Annotated in this window: 7 protein-coding genes; 6 read left to right on the forward strand and 1 reads right to left on the reverse strand. The window is 45.4% G+C overall.

From position 1 onward, the window contains the following. Positions 1-151: 151 nt before the first annotated feature. Complete coding sequence (locus tag A3K86_RS03850; protein ID WP_068327966.1) at positions 152-6358, reverse strand: tandem-95 repeat protein; 6207 nt, start codon at positions 6356-6358, stop codon at positions 152-154. 299 nt (positions 6359-6657) lie between these two features. On the opposite strand from A3K86_RS03850, the gene A3K86_RS03855 reads away from it, so the two are divergent. The 6 genes from A3K86_RS03855 to A3K86_RS03880 are packed head-to-tail and all read left to right on the forward strand — an operon-like array spanning position 6658 to position 15756. Next, on the forward strand, positions 6658-6990 hold the full coding sequence (locus tag A3K86_RS03855) for an Hpt domain-containing protein (RefSeq protein ID WP_068327973.1): 333 nt from the start codon (positions 6658-6660) through the stop codon (positions 6988-6990). 51 nt (positions 6991-7041) lie between these two features. Then, the gene (locus A3K86_RS03860) at positions 7042-8379 is read left to right on the forward strand and encodes an HlyD family type I secretion periplasmic adaptor subunit (RefSeq protein WP_068327975.1); all 1338 of its coding nucleotides are present in this window, start codon (positions 7042-7044) and stop codon (positions 8377-8379) included. A 5-nt stretch (positions 8380-8384) separates the two neighbouring features. Continuing rightward, positions 8385-10622, forward strand: a complete 2238-nt coding sequence (locus A3K86_RS03865; RefSeq protein ID WP_068327978.1) for an ATP-binding response regulator — start codon at positions 8385-8387, stop codon at positions 10620-10622. Then, a complete protein-coding gene (locus A3K86_RS03870; RefSeq protein ID WP_232321902.1) occupies positions 10567-12000 on the forward strand; it encodes a TolC family protein in 1434 nt (477 codons plus the stop codon). Before A3K86_RS03865 ends, A3K86_RS03870 begins: the two co-directional genes overlap by 56 nt. A gap of 10 nt (positions 12001-12010) precedes the next feature. Next, complete coding sequence (locus tag A3K86_RS03875) at positions 12011-13603, forward strand: ABC transporter transmembrane domain-containing protein (RefSeq protein WP_068327993.1); 1593 nt, start codon at positions 12011-12013, stop codon at positions 13601-13603. Then, positions 13600-15756, forward strand: a complete 2157-nt coding sequence (locus tag A3K86_RS03880) for an ATP-binding cassette domain-containing protein (protein WP_068327996.1) — start codon at positions 13600-13602, stop codon at positions 15754-15756. Before A3K86_RS03875 ends, A3K86_RS03880 begins: the two co-directional genes overlap by 4 nt. Positions 15757-15913: the final 157 nt, after the last annotated feature.

Here is a 15913-nt window from a genome sequence, read left to right on the forward strand (position 1 = left end):
ATTCAGCCTAAGATAAAACCAACAAGTTTAACGAAGAACCAACTTACGACTTTATCTGTTTAGCGTAAAGCTCATGGTAATACTTAGTAACTAAATATGGGCTAATACTATTAGCCCATCAGTTATTATGCACAGTAATCCGTACGCTTTATTACGGCTGGAAGCTCTCGTCTACTGCGCTTTGGTCACCTTGCTGCGACATGCCATCGTCGCTATCGTAGGAAGAACTATCATCCATCACATCGACACCTTGATCACGCTCATCGCCTTGAGTCCAATCACCTTGACCAGACTCTTCAGGCATAGGCTGCCCTTCTTGGGCACTCTTACCTGACTGCATCGCATACTCATCATCAACATCGAGTGTTAATGTCTCCGCTGCTCCTTCCACTTCTGCACCCATGTCATCTTTACCCACAAATGAAATATCAGCACTGCCTTCAAAACCCTCAGGTAAGGTCAAGGTAATTGGCGCATCTAGATCACCGCTAATGGTAAAACTGCCATCTTGATTATCTATCCCTGACGACAAGCTTGAGCCTGCTGGCAAGTTACTAATATCGACTTGGTCAACGTCTGAATTTTCTGCGATAGCATCAGGAATATCGATACGTACATCACTACCCGGTGCGGCAGTAATATCTGCACCTTGCTCTGACTCTTCTGAGGATTCAGGGTCATCTTGTTGAGTTTGAGTATCAAAAGCTTGCTGTTGTGCGCCTTGCGACTCAGGCTCTTCCCCTTTAGCTTGAGGTTGTGCTTCTGGGTCTTGATAATCAGCAACGTCTAGCGACAACTGATGCACAGCCGTGCCACCATCGCCGCTATCAGCTGTCGAAACTTCTAAGTCTAATTGCCCTGCAAAATCTTCGTCACTCCAAAATACCCATTGCCCATCATCTTCGATTAAGGTGCCTTGCTCGCCATGATAATCAACAGAGGTTACTGAGTGCTCATCGCTCAAACCCAGCTCCGACAAAATATCTTGCGGACTGAGCTCTAACGCCCCCATTTCGCTAAGCATAAAGTCAGGTTGTGATTCAGTGCTTGGTTCAGGTGAAGCAATGTCCACATTAAAGTGACTGCGTATGCTGGCTTCACCATCGGTAGCAACAAACGCAATTTGCGCTTCACCGCTATAGCCTTCGGCCGGTACAAAGCTATATTCACCTTCCGCGTTGGTTTCTAACACGCCTTGGCCTGAAATAAGCTGTACCGATTCAATGCTTAATTCATTGCCGTCGGCATCTGAGACTTGTGCCAGCATATCTGCATCGGTGAAGGTTAACGTATTACCCGCGCCTAGTTCTGTAGTCACAATGCTATCAACGGTTGGCGGTGTGTTGACTGCTTCCGCACCAGCCTCTTCACTGACATGAATAGCACTCTGAGTATCATGCCACTCACCATCGTGGTGAACTTGGTAAGCAAAATCGACATGACCATTAAAGCCATCAGCAGGCGTAAAAGACCAAGTACCATCACCGTTATCGGTCATCTCGCCTTGGCTACGATCTATCAAGTGCACGCTTTGAACTTGATCGCCCTCTGCGGCATCAATGTCTGCCATATCAAGCAGATCATCTAATGTCAGCACCAAGGTTTCACCAGCGCCAGTATCAAAATCGCTGTAAGCTTGTGTCGCATCCGCTAGTTCATTTGATGACTCTTCACCGTAATCAGCGGTGGTCGCTGACACAGTGACAGAGAAACTGCCGTGAAAGTCTTGCGGTGGTGTCATCGAGAGATCATTAAAGCTCCACTCTGTTACATCGATAACTTGCCCAGGTTCGGTGATCGTAACGGTATTTTGCCCATCACTGACTTCAAAGCCGACAGGGAAGCCCGTGATCACCAAATGGCTTAACTGCTCGGAAGCATCGAGCATTTCTACATTCAACCCAAGCAACCCTGTGGTGTCTTCATCAAACACAATAGGTCCTTGGGCATCTGTGGTTATCACTGCGCCATCGGCGACTGGACGGATATAAACAGGAACATCTAATACCGCGGTTAAACCGTCTGGGTCTTTAACTTCGACTTGTAATTCAGCGGTACCTGAATAATCTTTATTCGGGGTAAAGGTCCAGCTTCCGTCTTCGTTTTGTTCAACGTTTCCGGCCTCCTCACCTTCAACCGTTATCACACGCGATACGACGAGTTGGTCGCCATCGCCATCGACATCACCAAACAGATCCAGCATGTCATCGGCATTAAAGGTAAATGCACCGTCTTCATGAGTGGTTAAGTGCGCGTTACCGCCATTAAATGGTGCGTCATTAACGGGCAGAACATCCACTTTCATTCCACCATCGACCAGCTCTGTACCGTCCGATATTTGGTAATCAAGCTCAATCAAACCATTGAAATCTGGCGGGGTGATCAAGTGATACATACCATCAGGTTGCTGCTGTAATTGCCCTGCTTGAGGCTGTTTTAAAACCAAACTTTCAAGAGTGAGCTGATCGCTATCAACATCCGAGGCTTGTTTGAGGATATAAGCAGGATCAATCACCAACACCTGATCTTCATCGACATTCATCTCAAGAGTTGGCGCGATAGGATCATCATTTACTGGCGTAACTTGCACCGATACCGTTGCAGTATCAGAAGATCCCATGCCGTCCGAGACGGTGTAAGTAAACGATGCAGGACCTTTATAATCTGGATCAGGGATGAACACCACATTACCGTCTTCGTCGAGTTCAACCTTACCGTGGGTATCATCGGTTGCTTCAACGCCAGTAATAGTCAGGATATCACCGTCAATATCAGTATCATTTTTTAGAAGATCGGCAGGATCAATAATTAACTGACCATCTTCTTCCACTTCGATAGCACGCGTGGTGATACTGTCGTCCACCTCAACCAACTGCTCAGTGACATCTACCGCTTCGTCTGCTTTACTGTGGTTCAAATCCAACTTAGCGACATTCGCCACTTCGCTGCCATCTGGCTGAATGGTGGTCATCTGAATTTCATCAGCCATAGTGCGCGACACTGTCATGTTCTGCACCACGTATGTGCCGTTGCTGCCAGTTGTGCCTAAAGTAAAGTGATGAACTGGCACATCTGTAGTAAAGGCATAAGTATCTTGATACTCACCGGATTCACGGTATCCGCCTTGCGAGTCAATCAAGTTACCATCAGCATCATAGGCTTTGATGATCACCTCGGTGGCATTACGACTGGTTTCATCGAAATAGCCCCCTAAGCCATCAAGTTGGAAGGTAATTTGGTTAACATCTTCACCTTCAACGGTGACGGTTAACGTTTCTTTGGTATCTAAACCATGGCGCGTGGTGTTACCTATCCCAGCCCCAACATGACTTCCCGCGCCATTCCATGCCCCTAACTCACCGACATTCACCTGCGTTGTGATTGTCACGCCGCCCTCTTCATAAACCGCAGTATTACCGTCAACCTCACCCCAGTCTTCGACCTTAGCGCGACCATCAAATACCTTGGTTGATGTATCACTATCAAAGCTACCCACTTTGATATCACGAGTACCGGCTTGGACATCTTCGGTATCAGGAACATACTGAACTTGGGTATCGGCTGGGTACTCGACACCAACCTGCATGTCTTCCCACTCACCGTCTTTGTTCAAGCACTGCACACTACCGTGCTCTGGATCAGCATCTAAACGAATAAGTGGATCAGCCCCTTTCAGTTCACTGTCGTCTTCGGCGATCACAGGATCATTAACTGGCGTTACCGTTAGTTCGGCATCGGAAGCGACAATACTGCCACTTTGATCAGAGACATTAAAACTAATATCAAGCTCACCATGGAAGTCTTGCGCTGGGGTAACTAAGAAAGATTTATCGCCCGTATCTGGGTCAATAATGGTTTGGAAGGTCGCATTGTCGATACTGAAGTTAGTGACGATTAAATTGTCACCATCCACATCACTGGCGTTCTTTAATAGAGCCGCTTCAGTGATTAAGATTGGCGTATCTTCTTCGGTGGTAAACTCTAACGGGCTTTTTTCATCAATCACCACGGGATCATTAATAGGTACAACTTCAAAGTTAATCTCTGCGCTGGTGGTTGCCGTCTCGCTTCCCGCTGTTGCATCTTCTTGCGATGTTGCGGTGACTTTCAACTCGACAGGACCATTAAAGTTCTCGGCACCTTGGAAGCTCAATTGGCTTAAATCCCAGCCATTAATATCGACGCTATCCTTGTCGCCCTCGGCATAGAAAACATTATCGCCATCCGTTAGCACGGCACCGTCAGGCAAATTATCAACCACCAAGGATTGCAACGATTCAGAGCTGTCTAAATCCGTCACTGCGGCATCAATATGAAGGGGAACAGGCTGATCTTCAGGAATGGCTTTGGTGATTTGAATTTTATCGAGTAAGCCACCAAGGCTGTTATCATCAGGAGAGTCAAATTCAATTCTTGGGTTGTCTTTGGTCGCGGTAAATTGATAACTGTAGCTATCCCATCCCGCTTGGTGTGAGATCAGTGAATCAACAAGCTCACCTTCAAAATAGATATCAATTTGCGAGTCTTCACCTTCAAAACCACGACGTGCCGACATATCGAAATTCACTTCAACAATATCACCGGCTTTCACGTCTAAATCGGAATAAAGGTTAGACTCATCACCACGATTGGCTTCTAGTTCAATCACTTTGCCGCGATCATCACCGACACCGTAAACATAATCTGGATGCATTTCGATGAAATCACGCGCATTATCCGTGTGCCAACCTTGAAGTGCACTATCGTGCCCTACCCCAAAATCAACCAAAGACATATTGGTAAGCGCGAGATTTAGCATCGGCTCATCGGCATCAGGTACTACCGTTACAGGCGCATCAAACACCGCATCAACGGTGCCATCATTTAAGGTGATTTTTAAATTTGCGTCACCGCTGTAATCTGGGTTTGGGGTATATAACCAATCACCATTGGGTTGTTCAACGACTGTGCCATTATCGTCAGATTCAATCTTAACCAGCTCAATATCATCTTGATCAACATCGCTCGCATTCGCCAGCAAGCTACTCTTCTCAATCAAGATAGAACCATCTTCGTTAACTTTATAGCTCGTTTCAGCTAAGACAGGGGCATCATTAACTGCCGCAAGATCAAGTGTACCTTGCGCTGGTGTTATTGCACCATCACCATCATCCACTTCAAATTTAAATGGCACATCGCCGTTATAATCTTGGGTCGGCGTAAAAGTAAATGAGCCATCTTTGTTATCAACTAACTCACCGTATTTGTCATCAATCGAAAGGTTGATAGCCGTTAGATTATCACTGTCTACATCGGTGGCATTTTGCAGCAACATATCTTGAGTGAATGTAATGCTGATGTCTTCTTTACCGACAAGTTCCGTGTCTGTGACTACAGCAGCATCGTTCACCGCTTCCAACGTCAATGTTGCACCAGATGCCACCTCGCTGCCATGCTGATCGGAAACATCAAATTTGATTGCCAACTCACCATTAACGTTTGGCTCAGGTGTAATAACGTAAGAAACCTCACCAGTTTCTTGATCTGTTTTCGTTTCAACCTTGGCGTTTTCAACCGACAAATTTGTCACAACCAAATCATCGCCATCAACATCACTGGCATTGGCTAACAATTCAGCTTCAGTGATCACAATAACGTTGTCTTCGACACCATCGAAACTGATCGGCTTATCCGCATCAATTTCGACTTCATCATTCACGTTGTCTACTTGTACTTGGAAAGTTTCAGAGACGGTTTCAGTATCAAAATCATCTTCCAAACTTCGCGCAGCAGCACCAGCATCGGCAACATCAACTTGGAATGTCTCGCTGGTCGTGGCGGTATCAAACTCTTGCTGCTCCGCTTGTTGGCGCTGCGCACCACCACGACTGCCTGCTCCAGAAGCCGCGCCACCAGCACTTGCTTGAGCCTCACCGCCGTCACGAGCTTCTTGTCGTTCACCATCCTGACGTCCACCGCCACGAGGCGAATCTCCGCCAACCGATTGAACACCAACGTCACCCTGTGGTGATTTCGGCTCCTCAGCAGCACTTGCTTGTTGCTCGGATTCTTGTTGACGACGACCTTGACGCCCCGAAGGTTCATCTTGCGCTTGTTTTGCTCCTCCCGCGCCAGCATCGCCTTCTAGCTCATCATCTTGAGCTCGCTTTTCCCCACCAGCTTGTGGGTTCGCTTGATCATGCTGTTCCGAAGCTTCAGCACCAGTAGCTGTGGTTGATGACATCGTACTTTGCTGATTTTGCCTGTCTTGGGCACGGTGCTCATCGGTTGATTCATCAGGCGTAGCAGCATGCTCCACCGCATCATTCAACTCATTATCCTGCGAGTGACTTCCATCTTGATGCTTTTTACCAGCCATGATTTGCCTCCGTGCTCATGTCAGCCTATGTATACAAAAATAGAATTACCTTTATATACCTAAGAACAGCCCTAATAGATTGGCAAATTTATCAGCATCGATTTATAAAAATATGAAAAAACCTTGATATATCGCACACATAGCGTCAAAAAAACCACGCTAAACAAGATGAGAGATTGATCAATAAATCGAGAATCACTCAGCCAATCTGCCTTGTAATATAGTCAAACCTGAACCATAGATTATTGTTAGCAAACCCCATTATTCCTCAATAACTTGAGATAAAAGGATCGGCTGCAATGATTAATTACGCTGCTTTTAGTGAGTCAATGGACAATGACGAAGACATGATGTCGATGATTGTGGAGCTGTATAGCGCAGAACACGGTGATGATGTCGCACGAATAAAAGAACTGTACGCCAATAATGATATGGAAACACTATTCCAGACCGTGCACTCATTAAAAGGGGTGCTGCTTACCCTGTGTGAAGAACAAGCGACCATGCAATTAGAAGCCATTGAGGTCTTGTGCAAGAACGGTAATAAACCTGCAGCACCTATGATAGATCAAGTGCTTGTCGAAATTGAAAAAGTGAATCAGCAAGTCACCACTTTGCCGATTGCCAACTGATCCACGGCGTGACGTTATTCGTCGCCATCATTGCATCAGGGAGTCGACGCGATGAGTATCGAAAAACACATTCAAAAAGCGCTCGTTGAATCACAGAACTCGCAAGCCAAAGATGCCGAAGACAGTATCTATATTAAAAGTGCGATGACCACGGTGCACAAATCGCTATTGTGCTTATTTATTGCGGTCATCGTGCTATTGGTGCTCGCCGCGCAGGCCAAGATAGATATTGTGGTGTCATCTCGCGGTGAAGTCTTGCTGCAATCCGATATTGAGCGTGTCCAGCATCTTGAAGGTGGTATTCTCGATACCATGTTGGTTAAGGCTGGCGATTATGTGTATGCCGGACAGCCCATCGCTCGCTTAAAATCTGTCGATCGCGATAGCCAATTCCAATCAGCTACCTTAGATATTATTGGGCTAGAAATGGACATCGCCCGCTACTTAGGATTAATAAAACAACATCAACCTGATTACAGCCAATACCAGGCCTACCCTGCGCTTATCAGCCAATACACTCAGTCGTGGCAAAAAGAGTTTAAGAAGAACACCTCAAACCAAGAGCTAATCGAGCTCGATATCGCTCACAAGCAAAAGCTTATCGCCTCAATGAGCAAACGTATTCAGAGCTCCCGCAAGCAATTGGCGTTAATTAAAAAGCAACTAACCATCAAAGAAACCTTATACAAAGAAGAAATGGCGTCTTACATCGATGTGCTGAACATGCAGGTACAAGAAACCAACATGGTGCGTGAAATTGAAAATCTATCCGAAGCCATGATGAACGAAAAATTCCAAGCAGACCGTTTAAGCAAACAACTACAAGATACTATCGCTAGCCGTAATGCTGGGTATCAAATCCAAATTAATCAGCTAGAAAAAGATCTCCAACTGAAAAAAGCTCAGCTCCCTCAACATGCGGACAAAGTCGATCGCTTAACGGTTTACTCACCCGTTGACGGTATCGTCGATAAGGTTCACTTCAACTTTAAGTCTGCGGTTATTGCCCCAAACGAGAGCATTGCGGATATCGCTCCACTCCAAAATAGCCTTCATGCTGAAGCCAAAATTGCCAAAAAAGACATGGGTTTTGTGGAAGTAGGACAAGATGTGAAACTCAAGTTTGATACTTACAACTTTGCCAAATACGGCTTTATTGCCGGACGAATCGAGTCCATTAGCCGTTCTTCATACAAAGAAGAAGAGAACGAATTTTATATCGCCAAGATCGCCATCCAGCGTGACTACTTAGAAAAATCTGGGGCGAAATTTGCGCTCTCTCCCTATATGGAGTTTACCGCTGATATTAAAACAGGTTCACGTTATGCCATCGACTATGCATTGAAGCCTGTAATGAGCGCCATTGATGATGCTTTTGATGAGAGGTAAGCCCAGTGAAAATCGCTAAAAGAAGAATTACACAGCTTGCCATCGCAACAATTGGGGTTGGTGCCCTTGCCTTATCGGCAATTGGCTTTCAATGGCAACAAACCGAATCAGCCAAACAGGACGTTAGTCAATCTCCATTGCTATTGAGTGCCAATCGCTTACTGCAAAGTACCGATCTCGTGCTTCATGCTGCCATTCGTTGTGAAGGACAAAGCTGCTCACCAAGCCAAACTCCGATGCTGCAACTGCTAACAGATGTGAAAAACAACATCGCCACTTTTCAGCAACTCGCATCGCAAGAAAAGCAAACCATCAGTTTAGTCGGCAACATGCTCTACCCTCAGCTTGAGGTGAGTATCGATAGATTTATCGGCACAAGTGATATTCGTCAGTTTCAACAGTCTATCGTTACTAGTTATGCCAGCTTACAACAGGCTCAGCAAAATCTGGTGAGCGCCAAACAAACAGCCTTCGAACAACAGCAACAATCCCTGTTTTCACTCGCGATCTTAATTGCTGTATTAACAGGCTCAGTATTATGTGGGTTAACCTTAGTCCAGTCTTTAACTACCAATCGTAAGAAGCAAAGTCAGCCTCAAGAGCACAGTATTGAAAAGCTTGCCGCTCAACTTGAAAACATAGACACCCAAGCCATCCACCAACAGCTTAATCGATTAGATACTAGCCCAGCAGAGCGTCGCATTTTTGCCAATCTGGCAGCAATGTATGAAGATGTCGAACAACAAAAACGCCATGCCGATCTTTATCGCCAGCTCTACGCGCTTATCGGTTACGAAATTCGCGGCATGACAAACACCATTCAAGGTGGTGTGCGTTTACTGGCTCAAGATGCAGGGGAAAATGGCGCGGTAATGGCGCGAGATATCAGTTTAGCCACCAATACCTTGTCGGATTTAGCGGATAACTATAACCGTTTAATCTCAGGGGGCAGCAAAGATACCTCCGGCGATGTCACCTTCTTACCACTGCTGTCTGAACTTGTGGTTCACCTCTCAGCCAAAACTCAGCACACTCAAGGCGTTTTAGAGTGTCACCTTGACGACAACTTACCCGAAGTTATCGAAGGTAATGCCACCAGCTTGTTTTGGGTACTGTTCCTTCAGCTCTCTAATGCTATTTCAGCGCAAAATGAACCTTATATTTTGCTGTCGGTTCGCAATCAAGCTGCCGATGAAGTCGAGCAAACCCGCTTGGTATTTGAAATAATCTTCTTACCTACCTATGCGCTTGCTCTACCTCAAATACAGCAAGCGAGCTGGCAACAAATCGAAGAGAAAAGCGGTATTAACGATGAATGGTCAAAAGCGATTTTAACCAAGGTGAATCACTTTGGTTCATCTTGGTCGCAGGCTGATTGTCTATCACAAGACGACACGCAAACTCAGATGCAAAAGCTACAAATCAGCATCGACATTACACCTAAACGTTTTTACCGTACCGAGCCAACCCTAGAGAATAAACGCTTTATGGTGTGCACCGACTCTGAACTTCAGATCGATATTATGTCGCGGATGCTCGAGCGCTACAGTGCGCAAGTGGAGGTCATTCGCTCGGCAAACGATATTTTCAAATCACTACCTAGAATGAATGACTTTGACGCTATCTTGATCACGGACACCATCAAAGGCATTCAGCTCAAGTCGTTCTGTAAAACCTTGCACTCGCGCTTGAAAAAAGCCAGAACCAAGTTGCTACTAGCAGCTTCAGAATCCAGTACGGTGCAAGATACACACGAGTTTGTCGATCGCGTGTTCTATACCCCGTTCATTCCCCATGAGCTTGTACCTAATCTAGTTGAAGCTATTCAAGATACCGAGCAAGCCAACGAGCAACGGCAGCATGCCTTCTTGATTGTTGAAGATGACAAAGTACAGCAATTCTTACTCAAAAAACTATTGAGCAAGCAAGGCTACGATGCACATACCGTTAGCGATGGAGCTCAAGCCGTCGAGTATATGAAAGATCACGGTGCCGACATCGTCTTTATGGACTGCATTATGCCGGGCATGGGCGGTATTGAAGCGACCAAACTCATTCGCCAACGCGAGGTTGAACAGGATAGTCAACCCGCCACCATTATCGGCGCAACCGCACTCACCAGCGCCAGTGAACACAAGTCATGTATTGAAGCAGGGATGGACTATGTCATCAGTAAGCCGTACAAAAATGATGAAATCATCAAAGTTATTAAGAAATACATGGCCATTCAGAAAATCTGCTAATTTGCGTCATGTCATTTCCAGTGTGCTGCTCCTTGGGATCAGCACTAGCCCTGTGCATGCTGATAACTTATTGGAAGTGGTCGATGCTGCGCTACAGAACAACTTAGCGCTAAATAGTGCAGAAACCGGACTACGCGCCGCTGAATACGATGTCGATATCAATCGCGCTAAGTTTTTACCCTCGCTGAACGCCTCTGCAAGTACCAACTGGAATGATGGCAAAACACACCAGCATCAAGCGCCTAGCCTTGATAACGGCTACAACAATCACGGCGTGAATATCACTCTATCGCAGACCTTATTTAATCTTGCCGATATCTATTCCCATTCCAGTGCCAAAGTCGATTTAGATATTGAAAAACTAAGAACTGAACAGACTCGTCAATCCATCATTCGTGATACGGCCACCACTTACTTCGAATACCTCAAAGCGCGAGCACAAATTCGAGCCACTCAAGCGGAATTTGAATCATCGCAAACCCGCTTGCGCCTGATCACTCGTAACGTCGAGCTAGGCAATGTAGCAGGAACCGAAAGGTATGAAGTCTTGGCACAAAAAGAGCGTACCGCCAACACGTTACGTTCATTAAAAAAAGACCAACGCATTGTACTTACCAAGCTTGAAACCTTAGTTCTACAACCCGTTAGCCCTGACTTTGATTTGCAATCCGCCGTTGATTTCGAGCCCATCGGTAACCAGCAGCAACGACAGCTAAACCAAGTGATGTATGAATCTGACTATCAATTGCTGATAGCACAGCGCCAAGTCACTCAAAGCCGCCAAGCATTAAAAGAGACAGGGGCTGATTTTGTACCGTCACTAAAAGGCAGCATTGGTTATACCTACGACAATACCAACGATGCCACTGCCAATGTATTCCCCGATAAAGGCGTGACAGAAGAAGCCAAATACGCGCTGACCTTAGATGTCCCAATTTTAAATGGCGGTCGTGACTATTACCGCTATGAGCAGAACAAGGTCAATATTGAGAAAGCAGAAATTGATCTTGAAGATCGTAAACAACAAAGCCAGCAATCATTTGATGAGTTCATCTATAACATCAATGATTTCTCCGCCTCGCTTGACAGCTTAGCGGAAATCATCAAAGCCAATTACGCCTCTTATATTGGCATTCAAAAAGCCCACAAGCTCGGCACGCGAACTATCACTGACTTGCTTTCCGCAGAAAGCAAGCTGTTCAGCAGCATCCGCGACTATGAAAACGCCCGTTACGACTACATCATCACCACCCTGCAACTGAATGACAGAATAGGCAACTTAACCCCTGTTACCATAGGTAAAATCGCCGAGCAGATGTCGCCAATGAATGACAGCAAAGCAGACTCACCAATCCCCTTTCACTTATTGGCGCAATAAGGAGTAAACAATGAAAAGTCATTTATTTACTCGGAAAATCAGCCCACTCGATAAGCTGTATTTGGTGTTCTCAACCATAATGACCACCTTGCTTGGCTTGGTACTGCCCTTCTCTATTCTGATCATTTTTGATCGCATCCTGCCAAACCAATCAACCAACTCCTTGATGCTATTGTTCGCCATCATCTTGGTTGCCATCTTTTTGGACTATCAACTCAAACGCCAAGAAGAAAATCTCCTGTCCATCATCATGAAGCGCTTTGAAAGCCAACTCACCAATAAAGTATTTAGTGCGATTTGCGGCGCTAACATTGCCCGTTTCAATCGTTTAGAAATGGGAGAATACCTAGAGCGCATTGCAACCATCCCTGAAATCAAGCACTTCTTCGGTGGCGAAACAATTAAAGCCATGATCAACGCAGGCACAAGCCTAGTGACGATTCTCATCGTGTGTTTAATCAATATGTGGGCGGGACTGGCGTTAATAGCAGCTTCACTGATTCTATTAATTACGGCTCGTTACCTATCTAAAAAGCGGGTCGCGGTTTTATCGCAACGTTCCGATATTGAAGGACTCACCAACTCTAAAATTATCGAAATTGTGTCGAACCCACTCGATATAAAAAGCCGCACGATGGAGTACCGCATTGAGTCGATCATGGTTGAGATGATCCGCGAGCGCGAGCAGCAAAGTGTCACCTATGAAAAACTTGAGTCTTCATTCAATCTCACCATTACTTTGCTTCAACAACTGTCCGTTGCGATTGTGGTCGTACTTTGCGCCCACGCGGTTATCAATTTAGAAATCAGCCAAGGTGTGATGGCAGCGGTTATTCTATTAACAAACCGTTACTTCGCCCCTTACCAGCAAGTGATGCGAACGCTAAGCCGCTGGCGAGTTAATGAACTCAACATTGAACGAATTGCTGAGCTGTTGGATTTAGACGCTAGCCAAGAACAAGATAAGCGCCTCGATAGCGTTAACAAAATAGAACTTAAAGCCAACGACAATGGTCAGTCCCTTAGCCTCGCCACAGGTCAAATTCATATCTTTAGCGGTGTCAGTGGTAGTGGTAAAAGCCACACCCTGCGTAGTTTAATGCGCGATAGCCAAGACCAACTGAGTGATATTCATGTGGATGAGCAAAGCATTGACGATATCCCTTACGGCACATGGCGTAACAGCATTATTAAGGTTGATAAAAACTCCACCTTAGTGGAAGGCACCATCATTGATAACCTCACTTGTTTTCAACCACACCTCAACAATGCCGCTTTTGCGCTGTGCGAAAACTTGGCCATTAAAAACAAAATCGATGGGCTGAAAAACGGGTTTTATACCCAAATTTCCAGTCACAACCAACTGCCGATTTCGCGCCAAGTATTATTTGCTTTATTGGTGGTGCGTGCCCTGCTGAGTAACAAATCTATTTTGCTGATTGATGATCTAGATATGGTGTTCGACGATCAGTTTGGCCGCTTATTACTTTCGTGTATTTCGCCCAAAACCAACAACCTCATCTGTGTCATTGTCAGCAATAAATTAGGCGCGTTAGATAACCGATTAACGAACCACAAATTTGAGATTAAGGTTGCCGCATGAGTGTATTAATTGATTTCAGTAATACCGCAGAACGCTTGGGCGACTTTGGCTCCGCTAAATTTCGGCAGCGTTATCAAGATTCACCAAGCATGTTGGGCATCGCCTACACCTTGGTGTGCTTGCAATGGGAAGGAACACCTGAAATTCTCAGTGATGCTTTCACACCCCAAGAAAATGATATTGATAGTTTCGCCAGCACACTGACTCGACTTGATTACGAATGCCAACGCCGTCAGCTTAAAGATTTAACCCAATTAAGCAACATCAGCGTGCCTGCCTTTATCGAGTTCGATACTGTCAGCGCGATTTTTCTTGGCATTGAAAACCACATCGCCAAGCTTTATGACTATCGCAACAATGTTGTTATTGAACACGCTATAACAGATGCAGCTATAGCGAACGTTAGCTGCGATGTGTGTGAGATTTCAGAATATTCTAAAATCTTCCGCGAACCGCCGCCAGAATCACAAGATAAGTCCAATTGGATAAAACACGCGTTTTACCGCTACACCAACGAAATAAAGAGCTTGATGATTTTAAGCTTAATCATCAATTTGCTTGGTGCCATGCAGCCGTTCTTCATTATGGGTGTTTATAGCTTTGCCCTCTCATCAGGCTCTGAAGCCACACTATTTTGGCTAACCAGTTTTGCCATTTTCTTAGCCGCTGCTGAGTACGGTTTTAAACGACTGCGGATGAATATTCTGGCAACATCAGGCAAAGATCTCGCCACTCACATATCCAAAAATGTACTCAGCAAATTACTCTGGCTCCCTTATGCCATGACATCATCCGCTGGGGTGTCTTCACAGCTTGCACGTTTAAAGGATATCGATCAGCTGCGTAAACTCGTGACCGCAGAATCAAGCCTGAGTTATTTTGATATGCCATTTGTGATCATCTTTATTTTGGCGATCACCATTATCTCTGGCAGTGCTGCGCTCACTGTATTGGCAGGCATTGGCTTGATGTTGGCATTCTGCGTCTACTCTCGTTACATCTACAGCCAAGTGACCGCAAAAAGCTCCCGAGCAAACGCGATGGTGTCTTATCAGTGGAATGAACTGTTACGCAACATCAATACCATTCAAGGCTTACCGCTATTACGCGTTATTCGTTCGCGTTTTCATGCCGCCCATAATCAAAATTTGGAAGACACTAAGGGGGTATCTGTCACCAATGGCAAGATTCAATCAATGGGACAAGGGCTAATCCAAGCCATTGGTACTGCCAGTATTGTCACTGCGGTAATGGGGGTTATGGCGGGCGAAACCCAAGCAGGCGCGATGCTTGCTATCATCATTTTGGTCTGGAAAGCCCTCGGACCAATCATGGGGATTTACAATTCCATCACTAAATTCAAAACCATCAAATCTGCCAGTGCTCAGATTAATGCTTTAATGTCTTTAAACGATGACCGTAACGCGCTAGAAAGTAGCCCGCCTATTCGCCAGTTTAATGGCAATGTGGTTATCAGCGGACTTACCCATCGCTACCAAGGTACGCCGACTGGGTTAACCAATCTGGCGTTCAATACGAAGGCTGGCGATAAAGTCTCAATTTCTGGCGTGTCAGGCTCAGGCAAAACAACCTTACTGACAATTTTGGCGGGACTGGAAGAACGCTATCAAGGTAATGTGCTGTTAGATGGTTACAACATTAAGCAGTTTAATAATTTTCGTTATCGTAAAGCGATCAATTATATTCCATTCGACCTTCACATCTTTGAGGGCACATTAGCCTCTAACTTTATTATTCACGATGGTTTGATTGCTCGTGATCAAATGGAAGAGATGGTTAATTTCTTCGACCTTTCGCCTTGGCTCCCTCAAGGGTTAGAAACACAGATGTCATCCGATTACGTCGCCTCACTACCTAACGGTGTTCAGCAACGCCTGCGCATTGCATTAGGGCTAGGCAGTAACGACCAAGGCGTCATCATAATGGATGAACCTTTCGTCGGCTGTGAAAAAGAGTGTGTGAAATACATTAATCAACTATTTACTGAAAAGTTAGCAGCGGCGACTGTTATTTTCACCACCAACGATAAATCCTTTATCGCAGCTTCAAATAACTGCCTACTACTCGATAAAGACGGGGCACAAAAGTATTTCGGCTTCCCTGATAAGGTAATTCAGACGTTGAGTAATTAACTTACTCCTATCTCAATATATAGGTCGAGCCACATTGCTCGACCTTCCTTTTATCTATAGATATGCACACTTCGCGGATGTCTGCCTTTCTTTATCGTGTTGTCTAATCAGCATTTTTCAAACAGTTCTCAAAATGCAAAAGCTGATATCACTCCTC

The sequence above is a fragment of the Photobacterium jeanii genome (genome assembly GCF_001650345.1).
In the GTDB taxonomy this organism is placed as follows: Bacteria; Pseudomonadota; Gammaproteobacteria; order Enterobacterales; family Vibrionaceae; genus Photobacterium; species Photobacterium jeanii.